At 68.7% G+C, this 22586-nt stretch carries 19 protein-coding genes; 7 read left to right on the forward strand and 12 right to left on the reverse strand.

Going from position 1 to position 22586, the window contains the following annotated elements:
- Positions 1 to 215 precede the first annotated feature (215 nt).
- Together FEF15_RS14090 and FEF15_RS14095 are read left to right on the forward strand one after the other, a co-directional pair.
- A complete protein-coding gene (locus FEF15_RS14090; RefSeq protein ID WP_163559807.1) occupies positions 216 to 1937 on the forward strand; it encodes a proline--tRNA ligase in 1722 nt (573 codons plus the stop codon).
- A gap of 145 nt (positions 1938 to 2082) precedes the next feature.
- On the forward strand, positions 2083 to 2571 hold the full coding sequence (locus FEF15_RS14095) for a transglycosylase SLT domain-containing protein (RefSeq protein WP_240454180.1): 489 nt from the start codon (positions 2083 to 2085) through the stop codon (positions 2569 to 2571).
- On the opposite strand, the gene FEF15_RS14100 is transcribed toward FEF15_RS14095, so the two are convergent.
- The 7 genes from FEF15_RS14100 to rfaH all read right to left on the reverse strand — a co-directional run bounded on the left by FEF15_RS14100 (position 2544) and on the right by rfaH (position 7341).
- Positions 2544 to 3794: a PqqD family protein gene (locus tag FEF15_RS14100; protein ID WP_240454181.1), complete on the reverse strand. Its 1251-nt coding sequence runs from the start codon at positions 3792 to 3794 to the stop codon at positions 2544 to 2546. The genes FEF15_RS14095 and FEF15_RS14100 overlap by 28 nt on opposite strands.
- Positions 3791 to 4147 carry a hypothetical protein gene (locus FEF15_RS14105; protein ID WP_163559808.1) on the reverse strand — a complete coding sequence of 119 codons (357 nt, stop codon included), beginning with the start codon at positions 4145 to 4147 and terminating at the stop codon, positions 3791 to 3793. Before FEF15_RS14105 ends, FEF15_RS14100 begins: the two co-directional genes overlap by 4 nt.
- Before the next feature lie 81 nt (positions 4148 to 4228).
- Positions 4229 to 5365: a GGDEF domain-containing protein gene (locus tag FEF15_RS14110; RefSeq protein ID WP_240454182.1), complete on the reverse strand. Its 1137-nt coding sequence runs from the start codon at positions 5363 to 5365 to the stop codon at positions 4229 to 4231.
- The gene (locus FEF15_RS19455; RefSeq protein ID WP_240454183.1) at positions 5362 to 5850 is read right to left on the reverse strand and encodes a hypothetical protein; all 489 of its coding nucleotides are present in this window, start codon (positions 5848 to 5850) and stop codon (positions 5362 to 5364) included. Before FEF15_RS19455 ends, FEF15_RS14110 begins: the two co-directional genes overlap by 4 nt.
- 150 nt (positions 5851 to 6000) lie before the next feature.
- A complete protein-coding gene (gene ccoM, locus FEF15_RS19645) occupies positions 6001 to 6117 on the reverse strand; it encodes a cytochrome c oxidase subunit CcoM (RefSeq protein ID WP_276208215.1) in 117 nt (38 codons plus the stop codon).
- A gap of 150 nt (positions 6118 to 6267) precedes the next feature.
- A complete protein-coding gene (locus FEF15_RS14120; RefSeq protein ID WP_163559809.1) occupies positions 6268 to 6774 on the reverse strand; it encodes a peptidylprolyl isomerase in 507 nt (168 codons plus the stop codon).
- A gap of 36 nt (positions 6775 to 6810) precedes the next feature.
- Positions 6811 to 7341: a transcription/translation regulatory transformer protein RfaH gene (rfaH, locus tag FEF15_RS14125; RefSeq protein ID WP_163559810.1), complete on the reverse strand. Its 531-nt coding sequence runs from the start codon at positions 7339 to 7341 to the stop codon at positions 6811 to 6813.
- A 168-nt stretch (positions 7342 to 7509) separates the two neighbouring features.
- Here rfaH and FEF15_RS14130 point away from each other — a divergent pair, with 168 nt between their 5' ends.
- The gene (locus tag FEF15_RS14130; protein ID WP_163559811.1) at positions 7510 to 8877 is read left to right on the forward strand and encodes an MFS transporter; all 1368 of its coding nucleotides are present in this window, start codon (positions 7510 to 7512) and stop codon (positions 8875 to 8877) included.
- Between the two features lie 20 nt (positions 8878 to 8897).
- On the opposite strand, the gene FEF15_RS14135 is transcribed toward FEF15_RS14130, so the two are convergent.
- Together FEF15_RS14135 and FEF15_RS14140 are read right to left on the reverse strand one after the other, a co-directional pair.
- Positions 8898 to 10712: an SEC-C domain-containing protein gene (locus FEF15_RS14135; RefSeq protein WP_163559812.1), complete on the reverse strand. Its 1815-nt coding sequence runs from the start codon at positions 10710 to 10712 to the stop codon at positions 8898 to 8900.
- A 62-nt stretch (positions 10713 to 10774) separates the two neighbouring features.
- Positions 10775 to 12031 (reverse strand): AarF/ABC1/UbiB kinase family protein, encoded by a 1257-nt coding sequence (locus FEF15_RS14140; RefSeq protein ID WP_163559813.1) that lies wholly within the window; start codon positions 12029 to 12031, stop codon positions 10775 to 10777.
- 132 nt (positions 12032 to 12163) lie between these two features.
- On the opposite strand from FEF15_RS14140, the gene FEF15_RS14145 reads away from it, so the two are divergent.
- The 4 genes from FEF15_RS14145 (at position 12164) to FEF15_RS14160 (ending at position 16669) form a co-directional block, all read left to right on the forward strand.
- Positions 12164 to 14086, forward strand: a complete 1923-nt coding sequence (locus FEF15_RS14145; RefSeq protein WP_163559814.1) for a DNA topoisomerase III — start codon at positions 12164 to 12166, stop codon at positions 14084 to 14086.
- The gene (locus FEF15_RS14150) at positions 14083 to 15018 is read left to right on the forward strand and encodes a 2-dehydropantoate 2-reductase (protein WP_163559815.1); all 936 of its coding nucleotides are present in this window, start codon (positions 14083 to 14085) and stop codon (positions 15016 to 15018) included. Before FEF15_RS14145 ends, FEF15_RS14150 begins: the two co-directional genes overlap by 4 nt.
- Before the next feature lie 118 nt (positions 15019 to 15136).
- Positions 15137 to 15748 (forward strand): hypothetical protein, encoded by a 612-nt coding sequence (locus FEF15_RS14155; protein ID WP_163559816.1) that lies wholly within the window; start codon positions 15137 to 15139, stop codon positions 15746 to 15748.
- Between the two features lie 261 nt (positions 15749 to 16009).
- Entirely contained in the window at positions 16010 to 16669 is a 660-nt protein-coding gene (locus FEF15_RS14160; protein ID WP_163559817.1) for a peroxiredoxin, read from the forward strand.
- Positions 16670 to 16768: 99 nt separating this feature from the next.
- Here FEF15_RS14160 and ppc read toward each other — a convergent pair whose 3' ends face one another.
- From ppc to relA, 3 genes are read right to left on the reverse strand one after another with little or no spacing between them, the layout of a single operon-like run.
- Positions 16769 to 19417, reverse strand: coding sequence for a phosphoenolpyruvate carboxylase (ppc, locus tag FEF15_RS14165; RefSeq protein ID WP_163559818.1), 2649 nt, complete (start codon positions 19415 to 19417; stop codon positions 16769 to 16771).
- A complete protein-coding gene (gene mazG, locus FEF15_RS14170) occupies positions 19414 to 20310 on the reverse strand; it encodes a nucleoside triphosphate pyrophosphohydrolase (RefSeq protein ID WP_163559819.1) in 897 nt (298 codons plus the stop codon). The genes ppc and mazG overlap by 4 nt, the downstream gene beginning before the upstream one ends.
- A complete protein-coding gene (relA, locus tag FEF15_RS14175; protein ID WP_163559820.1) occupies positions 20307 to 22583 on the reverse strand; it encodes a GTP diphosphokinase in 2277 nt (758 codons plus the stop codon). The genes mazG and relA overlap by 4 nt, the downstream gene beginning before the upstream one ends.
- Positions 22584 to 22586: the final 3 nt, after the last annotated feature.

The following is a 22586-nucleotide window of genomic DNA, read 5'->3' on the forward strand; positions in this document are numbered from 1 at the left end:
TTACATCGAAAACCAGGATGACCCTCGCAAGCTCGGGCAGCCGCTTGACTAACGCATCACTCTTCGCGTCGATGCGTAGGATGCGCGGCTGGTTTGCTCAAGACGCTGGCCTGACCCGGCTTTTGCCGCGCCCAGCGCTTGGCCGTACAATGCGGGGTCATTGCGGCCGACTCGCGGCCCCTTCCATTTGACGAGCTCAAGGAACCGCCGGACCCATGCGCGCCACCCAACTGTTGATCGCCACCCTCAAGGAAACGCCCGCCGACGCCGAGATCGTCAGCCACCAGCTGATGCTGCGCGCCGGTATGATCCGCCGCCTCACTTCCGGCCTCTACACCTGGCTGCCGGTGGGCCTGAAGACCCTGCGCAAGGTGGAGCGCATCGTGCGCGAGGAGATGGACCGCGCCGGCGCCCAGGAGGTGCTGATGCCGGCGGTGCAGCCCGCCGAGCTGTGGCAGGAGTCCGGCCGCTGGGAGCAGTACGGGCCGGAGCTGCTGCGCCTCAAGGATCGCCACGAGCGCGACTACTGCGTCGGTCCCACCCACGAAGAGGTGATCACCGACCTGATGCGCAAGGAGCTCGCCAGCTACAAGCAGCTGCCGGCCAACTTCTACCAGATCCAGACCAAGTTCCGCGACGAGATCCGCCCGCGCTTCGGGGTGATGCGGGCCCGCGAGTTCGTCATGAAGGACGCCTACTCCTTCCACGTCGACCAGTCCTCCTTGCAGCAGACCTACCAGGGGATGTACGACGCCTATACGCGCATCTTCGAGCGCCTGGGCCTCGACTTCCGTGCCGTGCTCGCCGACACCGGCGCCATCGGCGGCACCGACTCCCACGAGTTCCACGTGCTGGCCGACTCCGGCGAGGACGCCATCGTCTTCTCCACCGAGTCCGACTACGCCGCCAACATCGAGAAGGCCGAAGCGCTGCCCGCGCCGCTGGGCACCACGCCCGAGCGCCCCGCACCCAGCGAGGAACTGCGTCTGGTCGACACGCCCAACGCCCGTACCATCGCCACCCTGGTGGAGCAGCACGGGCTGCCCATCGAGAAGACCATCAAGACGCTGATGGTACAGGGCACCGAAGGCGGCCTGATTGCCCTGCTGGTGCGCGGCGACCATGAACTCAACGAGATCAAGGCCGAGCACCTGCCGGAAGTGGCCACACCGCTGACCATGGCCACCGAGGAGGAGATCCGCGAGGTGGTGGGCGCCGGCCCCGGCTCGCTGGGCCCGGTGAACCTCGACATGCCGCTGGTCATCGACCGCAGCGTGGCGCTGATGAGCGACTTCGGTGCCGGCGCCAACGTCGACGGCAAGCACTACTTCGGCATCAACTGGGAGCGTGACGTACCGCTGCCCAAGGTGGCAGACCTGCGCAACGTGGTGGAGGGCGACCCCTCGCCGAACGGCAAGGGCACGCTTGCCATCAAGCGCGGCATTGAGGTGGGCCACGTCTTCCAGCTCGGCAAGAAGTACTCCGAGGCGATGAACGCCACCGTGCTGGGCGACGAAGGGCGAGCCGTGCACCCCTGGATGGGCTGCTACGGCATCGGCGTGACCCGCGTGGTGGCCGCCGCCATCGAGCAGAACCACGACGACACCGGCATCATCTGGCCCGACGCCATCGCCCCCTTCCACATCGCCCTTGTACCGATGAACGCCCACAAGTCGCAGCGCGTGCGCGAGGAGTCGGACGCGCTCTACCGGACGCTCAGCGAGGCAGGCTACGAGGTGCTGCTCGACGACCGCGACCTGCGCCCCGGCGTGAAGTTCGCCGACCAGGAGCTGATGGGCATTCCCCACCGCCTGGTGGTAGGCGACCGCGGTCTCGACAAGGGCGAGCTGGAGTACAAGGGACGCCGTGACAGTGACGCCACCATGGTGCCGGCCGATCAGATCCTCGACTTCCTGGGCAAGGCGATCCAGCGTTAGGTGGTGCGGGGCCGTCGCCCTTGCCGCAGCGGCCTGCCTGCCCCTCTCCGCCGGCGCCGAGACGCGTGACTTTCTGGCCGCCCTCCCTGCGCCGCTCTCGGCTCAGGGGGAGCGGTCAGCGTCGCTGCGCGACACCCTGGACGACTTGCGCCAGGCGGCCCCGCCGCCGGCGGAGATCTGGGCAGCGCGCCAGTGGCTCAGTACCATGGAGCCGCGCCTGGCTCGCTTCATTGCCGATGGAGAGCAGCGCCGCGAGCTGCTCCGGCGCCTCTATCAGGAAGCCAAACTGGCCGGCCTGGCACCGGAGCTGGTGCTGGCGGTGATCGAGGTGGAGAGCGCATTTCGCACCGAGGCGGTGTCGTCGGCCGGCGCCGTGGGGCTCATGCAGATCATGCCGTTCTGGATTCGCGAATTGGGCCTGCCCGCCGACGACCTCAAGGACCCGTGGCGCAACCTACGCTACGGCTGCACGATACTGGCCCACTACCTGGCCGTGGAGCGTGGCGATCTCACCCGGGCGCTGGCCCGCTACAACGGCAGTCGCGGTGAGACCTGGTATCCCGAGCGGGTGCTGCGCGCCTGGCAACGCCACTGGCGAATGGACCATCACGACCGGTCAACGGCGACCCGCTGACAGCCCGTCTCCGACACCGCCTCGATCAGCCCTGCGTGGGCGAGCTGCGCCAGCAGTTGCTGCACGTCCGCCTTGACGACGGAGGCCTCAGCGCCCGCGAAATGCGTCTGCAATGCCGCGGCCAGTTCGACGCTGCTCAAGGCCTCAACCCTGAGCAGGGCCCATACAGCCCGCCCCGTGACGTTCAAGCGGTGAATGGCACCGCTCTCCGGATCGATCAGGAAGAGTTCGTCATCCAGCGGATAGTCGCGGATCGCCGGGTGAGCTTGCCACCGGCTGTCGAGCGGCATCGGTCGCGGCAGGGAACGCGGCACACTCGACAGGCTGGCTTGCGGCGGCGACGCCTGGACGGGTGCGCCCAACTGATCCGCCACAAGGCGTGCCGCCGCCATGGGGTCGGCGTAACGCAGCAACCAGCACGGCAGGCCCTCCATGAGCGCCAGGAAACGCGGCATCAGGGAAGCACGGGTCTCGGCATGAGCGAAGTGCTGGCACAGTAGCTGCCATACGCCGTCACCGGGTGCCAGGCTCACCAGCTCCGGCACATCCAGGTGCTCGTCGCGTTCCAGCAGCACCAGGCCGCCCAGCCCACGCCGCTCGCCGTGGGCTGCCAGCTGCCCGTCGGGCAGCGCCAGGTAGCGGTAGTGGGCATCCTCGGGACCGGCATGGCGGGTGATGAACGCATGCAACACTGGCTCGAGCCTCGTGGGCAAGGGCAGACGCAAGCGCGGCGCCACGCCCAGGGCCATGCCCTCGCCTGCCGGGGTCAGGGCCAACGCATCGTCACTGAATACCCGCTGATCGGCCGCGGCAAAGGCCGCTGTCAGCGTGCTTTTGCCTGCGCGGTGTTCCGCGGGGAAGAGTACCAGGCACCCGTCGAGTTCCACCGCGGCGGCATGCAGGCCGATCAGCTCGGGATGGCGCGCGAAGAAGGCCGACACCAGGTCAGCGGTCAGACTGCAGGCCGCGGAAACCGCGCTATCCAGGAACAAGCCGCGGGGCAGCGCCGGTGCGTGCTGGCGATAGCCGTTCCCCTCAGAGCGCAAGCGGATGGGCGGCGCCGGACCCTGGGCCAGCTCGACCGAGAGTGGCCAGCCCGGCATCGCCTGGCGCAGGGTCGCCATCATCGCCGAGCAGTCACGCAGGCGCAGCGCCCGCCCCAGGCCCGCCAGCGCAACATCGCCCCCCTCCGGCCGGCCTCCCCGCCAGCGCCGCCGAATCACCAGCGGCTCGGCCAGCGCACATAGAGACGGCGCGACGCTCGGCGATCCTGCCGGTCGTGGCGGTGCCAGTCGCGACGCCTTGACTCGTGCTGCCAGCGGCGGTTGGCGCGGTCAGGATATCCCCGGTCGTGGTCCCGACGACTGGGGCGGCTGTAGCTGGGATGACTGCGGCTCGGCCGGCTGTAGCTGGGGCGGCTGCGACTCGGCCGTGAGCCCTGGACAGCACCGTGCCTGGCCTGTGCCTGACCGAGGGTGAACAGGGTGGGCGCAACGTAGGCGGTGGCGGCTGCCACTCCCAGCGTTGCCAGAAGACGGCGGCGCTGCCGCCGTGATGTTGTGGTAACCGCATTCATGACACCGTTCCTCCGGTATTGGCGAACAGTGTTCATGGTAGTCAGGGCGGGGCCCGCTCTCCAGATTCCGACATAGCGTTGCTACACCTTGCCATTTTCTTCCACGGTGTCTGCACCTTCGCTGGCCAGCCAGCCGTCGCGGCCCTGCTCCTTGACGCGGTAGAGCGCGCGATCGGCGGCTGCGTAACCGCTGGCAAAGCCCGCTTCGCCCGCCACGAAGCAGGCTGCCCCGATGCTCAGGGTGACGGTGCGCCGATAGGGATGCCCCGGATGAGCCATAGCTGCCTCGCGCACCCGCGCGGTAAGGGTGGCACAGCGCTCAGCCAAACCGCCGCCGTCATCACGGAGCAACAGGGCAGCGAACTCGTCGCCGCCCATGCGGTAGAGACGCGCCTGACCGGCCAGCGATGTGTCGATAAGTAGCGCAAGCTCGCGCAGCAGCTGGTCACCGTCGGGGTGACCGAGGGTATCGTTGTACTGTTTGAAGTAGTCAATATCGATCAGCATCAGGCTCATGGGCTTGCCGGGCTGGGCCATGACGTCCTGATGAAGGGCGCTGCGATTGCCGACGCCGGTGAGCGGGTCGCGCAGGGCGCGGGCCATCCAGCGCAAGCTCTCGCGGGTGGCGCGCTCGGCCTGGCGCCGCTGACGCTCGTGCATCCACCAGAACACCAGCCCCATCAGGAAGATTACCAGGCTACCGCCCAGCACCACGCCCTGGTGACGGCGGGTCTCTTCGACGAAGGCAGTGGTCACCGCACTGCGCCGTTCGAGCTGATCCATCTCGATCTCGGTCAGGCAGCGGATCGGCCCCAACAAGTGGTCGTTGAGCGTGGCCGGAGTGAGCCCGCCCCCTATCTCGAGGCGGTCGGCCAGGGCGTCCAGCTCCGCCAGGCTGGGCTCGGTGCAGGCATACTCACGGCGGTACAGGCCTATATCGAAGAGGCTGTAGGCCAGTTCCAGCCGGAAACCGGCCTCTTGGCGTGCGGCGTCCGAATCCGGGGCCTCCAGCAGGCTACCCAACCCTTCTTGAAGGTACTGGCGTGAGCGAGTGGCAAGCTGCTGGCCGGTGAGATTGCCGGTCTGGCTGAAATAAGCGTGAATCTCGGGGTAGACCCAACGCGTTTCGTAGGTGATCAAGATCAGCAGCGTCGTGAAGCTCATCAGGCTGAGCCACAGCCAGCCCGCATGACGGCGCCAGGACGGCCTCGCGGTCACGGGACCGCCTTGATGCTGCGGATCATCCAGACCCAGTCGTTGAAGTTGCGCAGGTTGGCCGGATCGCGATCACCATAGTCGCGCTCGACCAGGCGCAGCGGACCGCGATCGCGCAACGACAGCGGCGCGCCGTTCTGGTGGGTGACCAGTATCCAGCCCGGATCATCCCAGCCGTCGAGGGTGACCCGATAGTCGTCCCAGGCATCGAAGGCCAGCGCCTCGGGCACCTCGCCAAAGTGCTCGACCAGGAAGTCACGGAACACCAGCCCACGCACCGCCAATTCTTCCCCCGCGAAGGGATCGAAGAAGGAAAAGCGCACGTCCGCCTGGTCACGCAGCGCGGCGACGGAGAGCCGCGTTGCCCCACCATCGTGGCGCAATACCAGTGCATCGGGACCGGCCAGAGTGGGAACCGTGAGCAGCAGCGCCGCGGCGAGGCCGAGCCCCGCCAGGACGGCGCGCCGGGATAGCAACCGTGCCAGCATGGTGGGAATACCTTGCGTACTTGTGTAGAAAATCGCTTTCTCTTTATTCGAATGAGTCTATAACAGCGCGCAAAAAAAGCCGACCCAATTGGGTCGGCTACACTGGGGGGAAAATCCCCCCTCCCCTGACGACTTGCTGTGCTGCTGGATTCAGTGGCGCTTCTTGCGCTGGTGATCGCGGATCACGAAACCAATCCAGCCAGCCATGAAGGCGATCATCATTCCGACGGTGACCAGGCCAAAGATTACGGCGTCATCCCAGTACATGGTTCAGCTCCCCCGTCTCGTGATGTGTTGAGGGAACTCTAGCCCGTCAGCGGCGGGGGAAAACTGACCTGGGTCAATTCAGCGGGTTCGCATATGCCCTGCCGGGAATAAACTTGATGCAAGTCAGTTTTCAAGGCGTTGCGCGCCCTTTCAGGGCGCCTTGCGATCCTCGACCTGAGCCGGGTCGACATCCGGCGGGAGCGGGTGGCCCTTGGCGAGCTCGGCGCGGTTGGCCTCGCGCACCTCGAGCACCTCGAGGCGATAGTGCAGGGTACGGCCGGCCAGGGGGTGGTTGGTGTCGATACGCACCCGTTCGTCGGCGACATCGAGCACGGTGACGATCTCGGGACCGTCGTCTCCCGGCGTCTGGAAGCGCATGCCCGCCGTCAACTCCTCGACCGGGAAGGCGTTGCGGTCGACCTCGCGCACTAGCGCCTCGTCACGCTCGCCGTAGGCATCGCCGGGGGCGAGTGTCACCTCTAGCGACGCCCCCGTCTCGTGACCATCCAGGACGCTCTCAAGGCCGGGCAGGATGTTGTCGTGACCGTGCAGGTACTCCAGGGGCTTAGCGCGTCCTCGCGAGTCGTCGAGCACGTGGCCCCGCTCGTCACTGAGCACGTAGTGCAGGGTCACGACCCGTTGCGGGGCGATCATCATGGGGTCCTCCGATGGCAATGGGGATGGTGCCGGCTGTCACTCCCTTCGACGCAGGTGGGCGACCGGCATCTCCAGGCGCTGCTGGCGCTGCAGCAAGTTGAGCAGCACCACGGCCCGCTCCTCCCCGCTGTGGTTGGCGAAGACCGCACTCAGGTTCTGGAAGGGGCCTTCGGTGATCTCGACCGGCTCGCCGGCGCGGAAATAGACGTTGGCCGCAGTATCCTGACCGTCACTGCCATGGCTGCGCAGGGTCTCGACCAGGGCGTCGTCCACCGGCAGTGGCCGGTCGCCGAAGGTGACGATCTTCAGCACCCCACGGGTCGAACGGATCGGCCGCCAGTTGCTGGCCAGCCGGTCGAGCCGGATGAAGAGGTAATAAGGGAACAGCGGCTCGCTGAGCCACTCCAGCTTGCCGCGGCGCTTCTTCTGTACTTCCAGCACCGGGTGAAAGATTTCGAAGCCCTGGTTGGCGAGGTTCTCGCTGGCCCGAAAGGATTCCCCGCCCTTGCACTGGATCGCGTACCAGCGCGGCACGGCGTCGTCGTCGGATGTGTCGGGATCGCTCATGGCACTCCTTACGGCTGGTATCACTTGCGGGGCTCTGCAACAATCCGTCGCTGCAGTTGGCGGCCGCGCACGGCAAAGCCCGAGGGCCCGGCGTGGCGCCAGTCTACCATCGATGATAGGCAGCGAGGGGCCCCAGTCGCCACCGTGCTGCCGGGAGCGCTGCCACGCATGACCTATCCTGTCGCCCAGCGCAGCTGGCGGGCCGCCCTGGCCATCTACCTGCGCCCGCCGGTCGTGACCATGCTATTCCTGGGCTTCTCGGCCGGCCTGCCTTTCCTGCTGGTGTTCTCGACGCTCTCCGCCTGGCTGCGCAGCGATGGCGTGGAAGTCGCCGCCATCGGCTTCTTCTCGTGGATCGGCATTCTCTATTCGATCAAGTTCTTCTGGGCGCCGGTGGTCGACCGTCTGAGTCTGCCCGGCCTCACCCGCGCCTTCGGTCAGCGCCGCGGCTGGATGCTGTTGGCCCAGGCGATGATCGCCGCCGGGCTGGTCGGGTTGGCCAGCCTCGAGCCGGTGGGTAACCTGCCGCTGGTGGCCGCCTTCGCCCTGCTGGTCGCCTTCGGCTCGGCGACCCAGGACATCGCCATCGACGCCTTCCGCATCGAGTCGGCACCGGATGACGTCCAGGCCGCCATGGCCTCGACCTACATCATCGGCTACCGCGGCGGCCTGCTCGCCGCCGGCGCCGGCGCGCTCTACGTGGCCTCCTGGCTCTCCTGGGAAGCGGCCTACCTGACCATGGCGGCCCTGGTCGGCGTGGGGGTCGTCACCGCGCTGCTGCGCCCCGAGCCGCCGCGCCTGTCGCTGACCACCCAGCTGATTCATGAGCCGCGGGTGCGTGCCTTCGTGCGCGCCACCCGCGGCCGGCCCAAGGCACTGCGCCGCCTGGGCGCCTGGCTGATCGGTGCGGTGGTCTGTCCCTTCACCGACTTTTTCACCCGCCACCGTCACAAGGCGCTGTGGCTGCTGCTGTTCATCGCGGTGTTTCGCATCAGCGACCTGGCCATGGCCTCCATGGCCAACCCGCTCTACATCGACCTGGGCTTTTCGCTGGCCACCATCGCCAACGTCACCAACGTCTTCGGCATCGCCATGAGCATCGGCGGCGGCATCCTGGGCGGGCTGCTGGTGGCGCGCTACGGCATCGGGCCGATCCTGGTCCTGGGCGCCATCCTGGCCACCCTCACCAACCTGCTGTTCGCCGCCCTGGCGCTGGCCGGCGAGAGCCTGCCCTTCCTGGTAGCCGCCATCGTCGGCGACAACCTGGCCAACGGCCTGGCCAGCGCGGTGTTCATCGCCTTCTTGTCGAGCCTCACCTCGCGCGCCTACACGGCGACCCAGTACGCACTCTTCTCGTCGCTGATGACCCTGCCGGGCAAGTTCCTGAGCGGTTTTGGCGGCCTGGTGGTGGCCGCCGAGGGCTATGCCCTCTTCTTCGTGATCGCCACGGCCCTGGGGCTGCCGGCCATCGCCCTGGCTATCTGGATCAGCCGCGACCATTCCCTGGTGCCACCACCCACGCCCCGCGCTGCCTGAAACAGGCCAGGCGGCTGCGCTCAGTCGAGCTGCTCGCGCAGCCAGGCCAGCGCCCCCGGCGTGGTGCGCCACTGGTCGCGCATCAGCGTGCGGTACTGCCAGGCCTCAGCGCGGCTGCCGGGCTCGGCGGCACCATCCGGGCCCGCGGCCACCGGCCGGGGGTTCTCGGCGCACAGCATGCCCAGGGCATGGGCGTTGTGGCGCTCCACCTCGGCCAGGGCGTCGCCCGCTTCGTCGCGTCGGCCCAGGCGGTAGAGCGCCAGCACGCGGCCCATCAGCAGACCGAGCACCGGCACGCTCTCTCGGTAGCGCTCGGTCATGGCCAGCGCCTCCTGGTCACGCCCCTCGCGCAACAGCTGGTCGAGCACCAGTTCCTGCAGGCCGAGGCTGTCCTGGTCGTCCAGCACCAGCAGCCGTTCGGCGAGCTCTCGCGAACGCTCCCGGGCGCCGCGCTCCATGCCCACCACCAGCGCCAGGCCGGTGCGCAGCAGCACGGCGTTGTCGGCGCGCTCCCACAGGAAGGGGCCGTTTCCCGCCTCGCGCACGCGCTCGAGCCAGCGCTCCAGGCGGTCGGCCAGGGGTTCGAAGAGGCTCGGCGACATCCACGGCAGGCTGCCGAAGCGGCTGGTCAGTGCCAGGGCCAGCGACTGGACGACGCGCGGCGCATCCAGCCACTCAGGGTGGGCACAGAGTTCGCGCAGCCAGTCGCCGGCATGCGGCCAGGGATCGTCTTCGAAACCCATGGCGCTCTCCTCGTCCACCGCCACGACGAAGTGCGCCTGCCAGGCGGCGAACAGTGTGTCCTCGCGGGCGCTGGCATGGTACTCGAGCTCGCCCTCGGCGTTGACGTGCACGTCCAGCGCCGGCGCGGTCGGCAGCTCGGCGAGCAGCGCCTGCAGGGCGGCAAGCGGCTCGGCGAGGTCCTCCTCGGCGTTGAGCAGCTGGTCGGCCAGGGTCGCCCCGGGATTGTCGGCCAGGTCGGAGAGGAACTGCAGCTGGTCCGGGTCGAGCTCGCCCTGGCGCGCCAGGCGACGGAACCAGAAGCGCGCCCGTTCGGCGGCCTCCTGTTCGTGCCCTTCGTGGAGCAGCAGCATCGCCTCGATGTAGGCCAGCGTGGGCGAGTCGGGGAGCGCCTGCTGGGCGCGCACGAAGGCGTCCCGGGCGCTGTCCAGGTCGTCGTTGTCCAGATGCATCAGGCACAGCCGTTCCAGCGCCACCCCGCGCAGGAACAGAGGACCGCGCTCGAGCACCTCGTCGAGCAGCGCGGTGCGCTTACGCGTGAAACCGCGCTCCTGGTAGAGATCGATCAGCAGCTCGAAGGCGGGCTCGGCCTGCTCGGGGAGGCGCGACCAATCCGCGCGCTGGAAGAGCGCCTCGAGGATCTGCTGGGCCCGCCCGCGTTGGCCGCTCTCGGCGGCGATCAGCCCCGCCTCGAGCAGCGCCTGCGCCGGGGCGCGCCCGCTGGCCAGCGCGGCCTTGAGCGTCGGCCCTGTCCAGTCGCGCAGCGAAAGCATCCACATCAGGTGATCGGGGATCTCGCCCGGCAGGGTCACCGCCCCGCAGCAGTGCTTGGTCTTGCGCCCCGAGTCGCACCAGCAGAGCTCGTTTTGCCCGGGCCGTGCCAGCGTCTCGCAGGCGAACCCCAGGCGCTCGAGCGGCGTCTGCGTCCACAGCTCCGGTGCCAGGGCCTGGGCCAAGGCGAGGTCGCCGCCCAGTTGAGCGACCCCCTGGCGCCGCGCCCAGGCCATCAGCGTGGGGTAGTGCTCGTCCTCACGGATCGCCGCCAGGGCGCCCGTGGCAAAGCCCAGCAGCTGTTCTACCCATACCGCCAGCATCGCACTCTCCGCCATCCAAAAACCGCACAGTCTACCAGCCCTGCGCGAGCCTGGGCAGCCGCTCAGCCGCTGCCGGTGCGCCGTGCCCAGGCCAGCAGGGGGCGGCTGCGCGCGTGCATGTCGAGTCGCGCGCCCAGGCGCACCAGATTCCAGTAGTGGCCATTGAGGGTTCGCGACAGGAGCAGCGTATCGGCGGGCGGCTGCAGGCGATCCATGGCACGCCACACCTTGGGGCTGAGTTCGCGCAGGCGGCGGTGCACCCGCACGTCGCCGAAATCCTGCTCGCCGGGGGCGAACAGCGGGGCCACGGCCGCGGCGGACTCCCCGTAGAGCGCCAACGGGGCGCCCTGCCCCTGACGCCCGCCGAGCTCGAGCAGCGCCGCATCCATGGCCACGGGATCGGCGTCGAGCGTCGCCTCGAGCAGACGCATCATGGCGGTGAGGCGGGCCTCGGGCACGGGGATCACCGCCCCCAGGTCGTAGATCACCAGGCGACCCTGGTCATCGGCGGCGAAGTTGCCGGCATGCGGGTCGGCGTGCAGCTCGTGGTGGGTGAAGAGCTCCTCGGTGAGCCAATCGGCGAGCGTCACCGCCAGGCGCTGGCGCAGCGCGTCGTCGGCACCTTCCAGTTCGCGCAATGGCGTACCCGCCACATAGCGCATGGCGAGCACTCGCTCGGTGCAATGGTCGAGGCGCGGTTCGGGAATCACCAGGTCGTCACGATGCGCATAGCGCGCGCGATAACGCGCCAGAGCACTGGCCTCGGCACGGTAGTCGAGCTCACCGCGCAGGCTCGCCGCCAGCTCCTCGAATAGCGCATCGAGGCGCACCTGGGGCACCTGGAGCCAGCGGCCCAGACGCATCAGTCGGCGCACCTGGGCGAGATCGCTCTCGAGCACCTCGGCGAGCCCCGGATACTGCACCTTGAGCACCAGCGTCTCGCCGTCATGAGTCACTGCGCGGTGCACCTGTCCCATGGAGGCGCTGGCGAAGGGGCGCTGCTCGATTTCGCGAAAGCGTGTCTCGAGGTCGCCGTAGGCCTCGACCAGGGTGCGGCGGATGCTCGCCCAGGGCATGGGTTCGGCCTGGCGCTGCAGGCGCGAGAGCTCCTCGGCGAGATCCGGCGGCAGCAGGTCGTCCCACTGTGCGAGGATCTGGGCGAGCTTCATGGCCGGCCCCTTGAGGTCGGAGAGGCCCTCGAACAGCGCCTCGCCCAGCGCCCGCCAGTCGGCCTGACCGCCCAGCCGCGTGCGCACCAGGGCACCCCCGGTCCGGGCGCCGAGGCTGATGAGTCGCCGTGTCCTGCCGCGTTCGCGCATCCTACCCTCGCCCGTGATGGATACCCTGGCACTACTGATACAGCAGTTGTACATCCAATCAACCAGCTTACACCTGGCGATCCCAGGGGAATACTGGAAGAATGTCCATGCCATTGTTCGCCGCGAGCCGCCATGCGCCTGATCATCGCCGAGAAGCCCAGCCTGGCCCGAGCCATCGCCGATGCCCTGCCCGGCACGTCGCGTCGCGCCGAGGGGGCACTCCTGGTCGACGACACCACCGTGACCTGGTGCCTGGGCCACCTGCTCGAACAGGCGCCACCCGACGCCTACGACCCGGCGCTCAAGCAGTGGCGCCTCGATACCCTGCCGATCCTGCCCGACCGCTGGCGGCTGGTGCCCCGCCCCAAGGCCCGCGGCCAGCTGGCGGTGATCCGCGGCCTGCTCAAGTCCGCCCGCGAGGTGGTTCACGCCGGTGACCCCGACCGCGAGGGGCAGCTGCTGGTCCAGGAGGTGATCGAGCACCTGGGCTGGAAGGGGCCGGTCTCGCGGCTGCTGGTCAGCGATCTCAACCGCCCGGCAGTGCAGCGCTCGCTCGCCCGCCTGGAGGACAACGCCCGCTACCTGCCACTCTACCGCGCCGCCGAGTCCCGCGCCCGCGCCGACTGGCTGTACGGCATCAACCTGACCCGCGCCTGGACCCTCACCGGCCGCCAAGCGGGCCACGACGGGGTGCTCTCGGTAGGCCGGGTGCAGACCCCGGTGCTGGGGCTGGTGGTGCGCCGCGACGCCACCATCCGCGACTTCGAGCCGCGCCCCTTCTACGCCCTGTGGGTGGATCTTGGCGTGGCCAACGGCGAACTGCGCGCCTGGTGGCAGCCCGGGGACAGCCACCCCCTCGATGACCAGGGCCGCCTGCTCGACCGCCAGCCGGCCGCCGCCCTGGCCGAGCGATTGCCGGGCGCCGAGGGGCGGCTGACCGCGCTCGAGCGCCGCGAGCGGCGCCAGGCCGCGCCGCTGCCCTACTCGCTCTCCGCCCTGCAGGTGGATGCCGCCCGGCGCTTCGGGCTCTCCGCCCAGGCGGTGCTCGACATCTGCCAGCGCCTCTACGAGCGCCATCAGCTGATCACCTACCCGCGCTCGGACTGCCGCTACCTGCCCGAGGAGCACTTTGCCGGCGCCCGCGCCACCCTGGAGGGCGCTTGCCGCGGCGACGAGACGCTGCGCCGGTGGCTCGGCGGCGCCGACTTCAGGCGGCGTTCCAAGGCGTGGAACGACGCCAAGGTGGGCGCCCACCACGCCCTGGCCCCCACTGGCAAGCCGGCCGACACGGCGCGCCTGGCCAAGGCCGAGGCCGATGTCTTCCGGCTCATCGCGCGCAACGTGCTCGCCCAGTTCTACCCGGCGCTCGCCGTGCGCGAGGTGAAAGCGACCTTCACCCTCCCCGATGAGGCCTTTCGTGCCAGCGGGCAGGAGATTCTTGAACCGGGCTGGAAGCCGCTGTTCACCACCCGGGACGAGGCGCCGCCCCTGCCCGCCCTGCGCGAGGGAGAGGCCTGCCGGGTGCAGGACGTCGGGGTCGAGGATCGCGAGACGCGCCCCCCGGAACCCTTCACCGATGCCAGCCTGATCAAGGCGATGATGAACATCGCCCGCTACGTGGAAGACCCGGCGGTGAAACGCACCCTGCGCGAGCACGACGGCCTGGGCACCGAAGCCACCCGCGCCGGGATCATCGAAACCCTGGTGACCCGCGGCTACCTGGTACGGCAGGGGAAGGCGCTGCGCGCCACGCGGCTCGGCAGCGCGCTGATCGCCTCGCTGCCGGAAGCCGCCAGCCGCCCCGAGCGCACGGCGCAGTGGGAGCAGCGCCTGACTGCCATCGCCGAGCAGGCCGACGCGCCCGCCCCCTTTCTCAGCGCCCTGGTCGAGGATTTGCGCGGCCTGCTGGCCTGTGCCGACGCCGAGGGACTGCGCCAGGCCCTGCACAGCGCTCGAGGCGAGGCGGCCGCGGCGCCACGTTCGACACGCCGGCGCACGACGTCCACCGGCAAGGGCAAGCAACGCCGCACCCGGCGACGGAAGGGGGCGTCATGACCGAGGCCAGCCACTGGGATGCCAGCCACTGGAGTGCCAGCCACTGGATTGTCGGCCCCGGCGCCCTGGGGCGACTGATCGGCCTGCGCCTGGCAACCAGGGCCGCCGTGACGCTCGTCGGCCGCCGCTCCCTGCCCGCCCGCCAGACCCTGGTCACGCCAGAGGGCGACCGCGTGACGCACCCGCTGGCAACCGCTTGTCTCGACGCCCTCCCCGAGGCCACTCCCGGCGTGGTGCACCTGACCACCAAAGCCTATGCCGCCGAAGCCGCCTATGCCGCCATTGCCCCACGCCTGGGCACCACCACTCGCCTGGTGCTGTGGCAGAACGGCTATGGCGTGCAGCCCAGCCTCAGCGCCCACCACCCGGGCCCCGTGCTGTGCGCCACCACCACTGAGGGCGCCTACCTGGAAGGCGATGCCCGGGTGGTCCACGCCGGGCACGGCGAGACCTATCTCGGCTCCCTCGACGGCGGCCATGCCGACGAGGCCGCCGATTTGGCGCAAACGCTGAGCTGCACCGGCCTGGCGACCCGGGCCGTGGACGACATCCACACCCGGCTGTGGCAGAAGCTTGCCGTCAATGCCGCCATCAACCCCCTGGTGGCGCGCTTTCGCATCCGCAACGGCCAGCTGCGCGACCGCCCCTTCCACCCCATGGTGGAAGGGGCCATCGCGGAGGTGGCCACGATCCTCGCCGCCGAAGGCATTGCCCCGCCGGAAGGCCGGGGCCGGGCGGGCTGGCAAGCCCTGATCTGGCGCGTGGTGGCCGGCACCGCCAACAACCGCGCCTCCATGCTGCAGGACGTGCTGGCCGGGCGCCCCACCGAACGCGAGGCCATCCTCGGCCCGCTGCTCGCGGCAGCGCAGCGCCACGGACTGGCGGCCCCGCAGCTGGCCGCGCTCGATGCCCAGCTCAGGCGATGCGATTGACCCGGCGCCACGCATCCCTGGCGAGCTTCCCCAGGCCTTGCTACGCTGCATGAGATAATGACGAGAACGTGACAGGCAGGCGGTGGCAGCGATGATCCGCCTGCTTGAGGTCAGGGATATGAAACCGAGTGCTTCCGCCGCCGCCATGGCGGTGATGCTCGCCATGCTGTCACCGCTGGCCCTCGCCTCGGACGAGGCAAAGACGACGCTTGGGCTGACGCCGGTCGTCGACGACCCCGTGTACGCTGGCGAAGACATGGCGCGGCTCGTGCAACTCGACAACGGCGTGGTCGTGCAGGGCGCCGATGTGATGACGCCCGACGGCTACACCTCGGGGTTTCGGCTCACTGCAGGCTACTCCCCCTACCGTCTGCCGCGGTTCGACCTGGGGGCGGAGCTCACCTATCGCGCCAGCGATGAGGTACCGCTTACGCTGGGCAGCGAGAACCTGCTGATGAATACCACCAGCATCGGCGGCAGCCTGGTAGCCGGTGTTCGCCTGGGGCGCCTCGGCCTGTATGCCAAGACCGGTGTTGCGGAGTGGGACGGCGACACGCTGGAGCGCCACGAGGATTCAGGGCTGGCTACCGCGGGGACCTCGCGCATTCAGGGCTTCGGCGCCCATTTCGACCTGTCACGAGTCACCGGACGACTGGAGTTCGAGGAGATCGATGCGCCGAGCATGGAGCATCTCAACCTGATTACTGCCTCGCTGCATATCCCCTTCTAGGCGCATTGGCGCAGGCGCAGATGTTCTCGCTCCTCCCCTTGCGGACGGCGACAACGGATTCTGCCCGGGAAAGGGCTGACCGGCCCTAGCTCCGGATCTAACCCTCTGCGCTCCGGGTCTATAGTTACCCCGGTTTCATGCACTTGCGCTCCGGGTCTATAGTTACCCCGGTTTCATGCACTATAGTTATTGGCAGGCGAAGCCCCATTGGGGCGGCTTCGCCGCGACAATGTTTCACCCCTGGAACGAGAGGTTACAACGATGAGTCTGCGAATCGGTGATACCGCACCGGACTTCACGGCACAGACCACCCAAGGCACGCTGAATTTCCACGAGTGGGTTGGCGACAGCTGGTGCATCCTGTTTTCCCACCCCAAGGACTTCACCCCGGTGTGCACCACCGAGCTGGGCTACATGGCCAAGCTGAAGCCGGAGTTCGACAAGCGCAACACCAAGATCATCGGCCTCTCCGTGGATCCGGTGGACAACCATGCCGCCTGGTCGAAGGACATCGAGGAAACCCAGGGGGCCGCCCCGAACTTCCCGATGATCGGCGACGACCAGTTGGAAGTGGCCAAGCTCTACGACATGCTGCCCGCCGAGCTCGAGGGGTCGGCCGAAGGCCGTACGCCGGCCGACAACGCCACGGTGCGCTCGGTATTCGTCATCGGCCCCGACAAGAAGGTCAAGGCGATGCTGATCTACCCCATGACCAGCGGGCGCGACTTCAACGAGGTGCTGCGTCTGCTCGACTCCGTGCAGCTGACCGCCCAGCACACCGTCGCCACCCCGGTGAACTGGAAACCCGGCGAGGACGTCATCATCCCGCCCTCGGTGAGCGACGAGGAAGCACGGAAGAAGTACCCGGAAGGCTACACGACCCTCAAGCCCTACCTGCGCACGGTCAAGCAACCCTCCTGACCCGCAGCGACCGCCCGAACCCGAAACGCCCCGGCATGCCGGGGCGTTTCATTGGCGGGGCACATCATGCCGAGAACAGTCTACGAGCGCCGTCACTTATCAGCCGGTGTTGCGCAGACCGGCAGCAATCCCCGCCATGGTCACCATCAGGGCCCGGGTGAGCTCGCCGCTTATGGCGCCGTCGGCGTCGCGATTGCGCTGCAGCAACTCCGCCTGCAGTCCGTGCAGCGGATCGATGTAGGGGTTGCGCACCTCGATGGCTTGACGGATCAGCGGCGTCTGCTCCAGCAGCACCCCCTCGTCGAGGATCTCCAACACCACCCCCTGCAGGCGCGTGAATCGCTCGCGCAGCGACTCGCCCAGCGCCTTGAGGGCCGGTTCGTCGACCAGACGCCGCTCGTAGTAGGTGGCGATCCCCACGTCGGCCTTGGCCAACAGCATCTCCAGCATGTCCAGATAGGTGCCGAAGAAGGGCCAGCGGTCGCGCATCTCGCGTAGCACCTCGAGACCGCCCTCCTCCCCCACCCGCGTGGCGAAGGCCTCGCCGCTGCCCAGCCAGGCGGGCAGCATCAGGCGGATCTGCGTCCAGGCAAAGATCCAGGGAATGGCGCGCAGCGTCTCCACGCCGCCGTCCTGACGCCGCTTGGTGGGTCGCGACCCCAACGGTAGACGCCCCAGCGCCCCCTCCGGAGTAACCGCACGAAAATAGGGCACGAAATCCGGATTCTCGCGGACCACGCCCACATAGGCGCGATGGGCGATCTCGGCCAAGCGATCCATCTCCTCGCGCCAGTGCGGCTCGGGGGCGGGCGGCGGCAGCAGAGTCGCCTCGAGCACCGCGCAGGCGTAGATCTCCATGGAGCGCAGGGCGATGTCCGGCTGGCCGAACTTGAAGCGGATCATCTCGCCCTGCTCGGTGACGCGCAGGCTGCCGTTCACCGACCCGGGGGGCTGGGAGAGGATGGCCGCGTGGGCCGGGCCGCCACCGCGGCCCACGGCCCCGCCACGACCGTGGAAGAGGGTCAGGTTGACACCGTGCTGACGGCATACCCCCACCAGGCGCTCCTGGGCACGGTACTGAGCCCAGGCGGCGGCCAGCTGGCCGGCATCCTTGGCCGAATCCGAATAGCCGATCATCACCTCCTGGCTGTCGCCGGCGAGCGACCGGTAGCCGGGCAGCGCGAGCAGGCGATCGATGACGTCGGGGGCGCGATTGAGGTCGTCGAGGGTCTCGAACAGCGGCGCGATGGGCAGCGACACCTCGCCGCCCACCTCCTTCATCAGCAGTGCCACGGTGAGCACGTCCGACGGCTGGCCAGCCATGGAAATGACGTAGGTCCCCAGCGCCTCGCAGTGCTCGCCGGCGATGACACGGAAGGTGTCGAGCACTTCGCGGGTCTCGGTCGAACACTCCCAGCGCCGCGGGATCAGCGGCCGGCGCGACTCCAGCTCGGCGAGCAGGAAGGCCTGGCGCTGCTCCTCGCTCCAGTCACGGTAATGGCCGAGCTCCAGGGCATCGGTGAGCTCCTCCATCACCTGGGCGTGGCGGCTCGCCTCCTGGCGGATGTCGAGCTTGGTGAGACTCACCCCGAACACCGCCACTCGGCGCAGGGTGTCGAGCAGCACGCCATTGGCAATGGTGTCGAGGCCCACGTCGCACAGCGAGCGGTAGCAGGCGAGCAGCGGTGAATAGAGCTGATCGCGGGTCTCGATGATCGGCCCGCCCTCGAAGCTTTTGCCGTCGAGCTGGGCCTTGGCCCAGTCGCGGGTCGCCTCGACCCGGCTTGCCAGGCGCTTGAGCAGCTCGCGGTAGGGTTCGGCGACGTCGCCCACCTCGGCCTTGAGCGCGGTGTTGGCCTTCCACATGGAGAGCTCGGCCTTGAGCTGGTCGAGGTCGCGCAGGTAGAGGTCCGCCGCCATCCAGCGCCCCAGCAGCAGCACCTCGCGGGTGACCTTGGACGTGACGTTGGGGTTCCCGTCACGGTCGCCGCCCATCCAGGAGGCGAAGACCAGGGGCGAGGCATCCAGCGGCAGCCGCTCGCCGGCGGTCTCCAGCAGCAGGTTGTCGAGGTCGCGATGGAAGGCCGGCACTGCCTGCCACAGCGAGTTCTCGATCACAGCGAAGCCCCACTTCGCCTCGTCCACCGGGGTGGGTCGCTCGTGACGAATCTCGTCGGTGTGCCACGCCTGACTGATCAGTTCCTCGAGGCGGCCGCGGGCGCGGCTGGCCCGCTCCGGGTAGTCCGCGGAGGATTCGATGATCGACAGGCACTCGTCGATGGCGTCGTACTTCTGGATCAGGGTGCGACGGATGACCTCGGTGGGGTGGGCGGTAAGCACCAGCTCGACGCGCATGGCGGCGAGCGTCTCCACCAGCTTGCGCGGCGAGTGGCCGGCGCCGCGGGCGCGCTCGAGCAGCTCGCCGAGTACCGGCTGGCTGCCGGGCTTGTAGTCCTCCACCCGGCGGAAGCGGGCGCGATAGTGCTGCTCGGCGATGTTGGCCAGGTTGAGGAACTGATTGAAGGCGCGGGTCACCGGCAGCAGGTCGCGATCCGGCAGCTTGCGCAGGTAGTCGATCAGCTCGCGGCTGCTCTGGGCATCGCCCTGGCGCCCCTGCTTGGCCAGGCCGCGAATGGTCTCGATACGGTCGACGAACCCCGCGCCCAGGTCGTCGGCAATGGTACGCCCCAGGCTGTCGCCCAGGACACGCACGTTGTCGCGCAGCGATTCGTGCAGGTCGTTGCTCATGGCCGTTTTCCTCGCAAGGCTGGAGCTGAGGGGGTGTCGTGCTGCTTGGCGTGCTGCCAGTGCGCCTCCAGGGTGTCCAGATCGACGTCCTGGGGGCGGATGCCGCGTGCGGCCAGGGCCGTCTCGACATGCCGGAAGCGGCGCTCGAACTTGGCGTTGGTGTCGCGCAGGCAGCGTTCGGGGTCGGCCTTGAGGGTCCGCGCCAGATTGGTCACGGCGAACAGCAGGTCGCCCACCTCCTCGGCGGCGTGGTCGTGATCGCCGTGGGCCAGCGCCTCCTCCACCTCGTCGAGCTCCTCGCGGATCTTGGCGATCACGCCGCGGGCGTCGGGCCAGTCGAAGCCGACCCGCGCCACCCGCTTGGAGAGCTTGGCCGCCCTGGAGAGGGCGGGCAGGGCGCGCGGCACATCGTCCAGCACCGAGGCCGGGGCGCCGTCGGTATCCGCGGTGCCGGTGGTGTCGCTGGCCCGCTCGGCGCGCTCCTCGGCCTTGAGCGCCTCCCAGCGCGAGTGGACCTGACGGGTCTCGATCGCCTCGGCGCTGACCCCGGGCGGGCGCCGCGAGGTCAGGGTCCCATCGGGGAAGACGTGAGGGTGGCGGCGCAGCATCTTGGCGGTCAAGGCGTGTACCACATCATGGAAGTCGAAACGCCCCTCCTCACGACCGAACTGACTGTAGTAGACCACCTGGAAGAGCAGATCGCCGAGCTCGCCGGGCAGCTCGTCGAAGGCGCGCCGCTCGATGGCGTCGGCGACCTCGTAGGCCTCCTCCAGGGTGTGGGGCACGATGGAGTCCCAGTCCTGCTTAAGGTCCCAGGGGCAGCCCTGCTCGGCGTCGCGCAGCACCGCCATCAGGTTCAGAAGGTCCTGCAGGTCGTGGCGTGTCTCGCTCATGCCTTCTTCCTCTTCGCTTTCTTGCCCTTGGCACCGCTGCGCAGACGCTTGACGTCGATGACATTGGACAGCTGCTGGATGCGCGAGAAGAGCCTGCCCAGGGTCTCCAGGCCGTCGACCTCCACGGTGATGCGCATCCGCGCGATGCCGTCGCGGGTGTCGGTCAGGGTGTTGACCGAGAGCACGTTGACGCGGTCGTGGCTGAGCACGCCAGTGACGTCGCGCAGCAGGCCGGAGCGGTCCCAGGCCTGGATCTCGATGTCCACCGGGTACTGGGTGTGGGCGCGCTCGCCCCACTCCACCTCGATCACCCGCTGCGGCTCATCGACGCGCAGCTGCAGGATGTTGGGGCAATCCTGGCGGTGCACGGTGACGCCGCGTCCTTGGGTGATGAAGCCGACGATGGGGTCGCCGGGTACCGGGTGACAGCAGTTGGCCATGCTGGTCTTGAGGTTGCCCACGCCGAGCACGGTAATGTCGCTGGCCGTGCCCTTGCCGGTGTCACGGCGCGGCTTGGCCAACAGGCGATCGAGCTGTTCCTGGTCATCGCTCTCGCCGAACAGCTGCTGGGCCTGGTGCAGCACCTGACCGACGCGCAGGTCGCCGGCGCCGAGCGCCGCGTACATGTCGTCCGCGGTGGTGTAGTTCACCTTGTGGGCCAGGGTTTCGAGGTCCATGCCCTCGATATCCAGGCGCTTCATCTCGCGCTCGAAGAGCGCCTTGCCCTCCTCGAGGTTCTGGCTGCGCGCCTGGTGCTTGAACCAGGCCTGGATCTTGGCGCGCGCCCGCGACGTGCGCACATAGCCGAGGTTGGGATTGAGCCAGTCGCGGCTCGGCCCGCCTTTGGTGGCGGTGAGGATCTCCACCTGTTGACCGGTCTTGAGCCGGTAGGTGAGCGGCACGATGCGCCCGTTGACCTTGGCGCCGCGGCAACGGTGGCCCACCTCGGTGTGCACGCGGTAAGCAAAGTCGATGGGCGTGGCGACGCGCGGCATGTCGATGACGTGGCCATCCGGGGTGAAGACGTAGATGCGGTCCGGCGCCACGTCGCTGGAGAGCCCCTCGCGCAGGTCGCCCAGGTCGCCAACCTCTTCCTGCCACTCGAGCACCTGGCGCAGCCAGGCGATCTTCTCCTCGTAGCTGGTGCTCTTGGCCTTGGTGTCGTGACCCTTGTAGCGCCAGTGGGCGCAGACGCCGAGCTCGGCCTCCTCGTGCATGGCGAAGGTGCGGATCTGGATCTCCAGCACCTTGTTCTCGGGGCCGAGCACCGCGGTATGCAGCGACTGATAGCCGTTCTTCTTGGGATTGGCGATGTAGTCGTCGAACTCGTTGGGCACGTGGTGCCAGCGCGAATGCACCAGCCCCAGCACGGTGTAGCAGTCGGCTACCTCGGGCACCAGGATGCGCACCGCGCGCACGTCGTTGACCTGGGAGAAATCGATGCGCTTGCGCTTCATCTTGCGCCAGATCGAGTAGATGTGCTTGGCGCGACCGTTGACGTCGTAGCGCGGAATCCCCTGGGCTCCGAGCATTCCCCGCAGGGTCTCGACCACGTCGTGGATGTAGCGGTCGCGGTCGACGCGCTTCTCGGCCAACTGCCGGGCGATGGTCTTGTACTCCTCCTCGTGGAGGTAGCGGAAGGAGAGATCCTCGAGCTCCCACTTGATCTGGCCGATCCCCAGACGGTGAGCAAGGGGCGCGTAGATGTCGAACACCTCGCGGGCGACGTGCTGCTGCTTCTCGCGCGGGGCGTCCTTGACCTGGCGCAAGGCGCAGGTGCGCTCGGCGATCTTGATCAGCGCCACGCGCACGTCGTCGATCATGTTGACCAGCATCTTGCGCAGGTTGTCCTGCTGGTCGTGCTGCACCAGGCCCTGGGTCGGCGTCTGGGCGTTACTGATGGCGGCCATCTGCAGCACGCCATCGATCAGCTTGGCCACCTCGCTGCCGAAGCGCTTGGTCACTGCCTCGAGCGACAGCAGACCCTCACGCACCGCCCGGTAGAGTACCGCGGCCTCCAGCACCGTCTGGTCGAGCTTGAGCTCGCCGAGGATGTCGGCCATCTCCAGGCCCATGCGATAGCTGGTCTCGGCCGGCAGCCAAGGCTTGTGGGGTCGCTCGGCAGCGCGGGCGAGACGCTGGGCCAGTTCGCAGGCCTCACGGAGCTCCTCTCGGTCGCGCAGCTTGACGTCCTCTTCCAGCCGGGCGAGCCAGTGGTCGATGTCGACTTCGCCGCTTGCGGTGAGCGGCTGGTCATCGCGCACTTTCACCATATC

This window comes from Halomonas sp. NO4 (genome assembly GCF_010994375.1).
Taxonomy (GTDB): Bacteria; Pseudomonadota; Gammaproteobacteria; order Pseudomonadales; family Halomonadaceae; genus Halomonas.

What these genes read in the sequence shown, in the direction of transcription:
- FEF15_RS19455 (WP_240454183.1), bottom strand. Translation starts at nt 5,850, where the DNA reads ATGCTGGCACGGTTGCTATCCCGGCGCGCCGTCCTGGCGGGGCTCGGC.
- ppc (WP_163559818.1), bottom strand. Translation starts at nt 19,417, where the DNA reads ATGAGCAACGACCTGCACGAATCGCTGCGCGACAACGTGCGTGTCCTG.
- rfaH (WP_163559810.1), bottom strand. Translation starts at nt 7,341, where the DNA reads ATGAGCGATCCCGACACATCCGACGACGACGCCGTGCCGCGCTGGTAC.
- FEF15_RS14145 (WP_163559814.1), top strand. Translation starts at nt 12,164, where the DNA reads ATGCGCCTGATCATCGCCGAGAAGCCCAGCCTGGCCCGAGCCATCGCC.
- FEF15_RS14155 (WP_163559816.1), top strand. Translation starts at nt 15,137, where the DNA reads ATGAAACCGAGTGCTTCCGCCGCCGCCATGGCGGTGATGCTCGCCATG.
- FEF15_RS14160 (WP_163559817.1), top strand. Translation starts at nt 16,010, where the DNA reads ATGAGTCTGCGAATCGGTGATACCGCACCGGACTTCACGGCACAGACC.
- FEF15_RS14135 (WP_163559812.1), bottom strand. Translation starts at nt 10,712, where the DNA reads ATGCTGGCGGTATGGGTAGAACAGCTGCTGGGCTTTGCCACGGGCGCC.
- FEF15_RS14130 (WP_163559811.1), top strand. Translation starts at nt 7,510, where the DNA reads ATGACCTATCCTGTCGCCCAGCGCAGCTGGCGGGCCGCCCTGGCCATC.
- FEF15_RS14120 (WP_163559809.1), bottom strand. Translation starts at nt 6,774, where the DNA reads ATGATGATCGCCCCGCAACGGGTCGTGACCCTGCACTACGTGCTCAGT.
- FEF15_RS14140 (WP_163559813.1), bottom strand. Translation starts at nt 12,031, where the DNA reads ATGCGCGAACGCGGCAGGACACGGCGACTCATCAGCCTCGGCGCCCGG.
- mazG (WP_163559819.1), bottom strand. Translation starts at nt 20,310, where the DNA reads ATGAGCGAGACACGCCACGACCTGCAGGACCTTCTGAACCTGATGGCG.
- FEF15_RS14150 (WP_163559815.1), top strand. Translation starts at nt 14,083, where the DNA reads ATGACCGAGGCCAGCCACTGGGATGCCAGCCACTGGAGTGCCAGCCAC.
- relA (WP_163559820.1), bottom strand. Translation starts at nt 22,583, where the DNA reads ATGGTGAAAGTGCGCGATGACCAGCCGCTCACCGCAAGCGGCGAAGTC.
- ccoM (WP_276208215.1), bottom strand. Translation starts at nt 6,117, where the DNA reads ATGTACTGGGATGACGCCGTAATCTTTGGCCTGGTCACCGTCGGAATG.
- FEF15_RS14105 (WP_163559808.1), bottom strand. Translation starts at nt 4,147, where the DNA reads ATGAATGCGGTTACCACAACATCACGGCGGCAGCGCCGCCGTCTTCTG.
- FEF15_RS14090 (WP_163559807.1), top strand. Translation starts at nt 216, where the DNA reads ATGCGCGCCACCCAACTGTTGATCGCCACCCTCAAGGAAACGCCCGCC.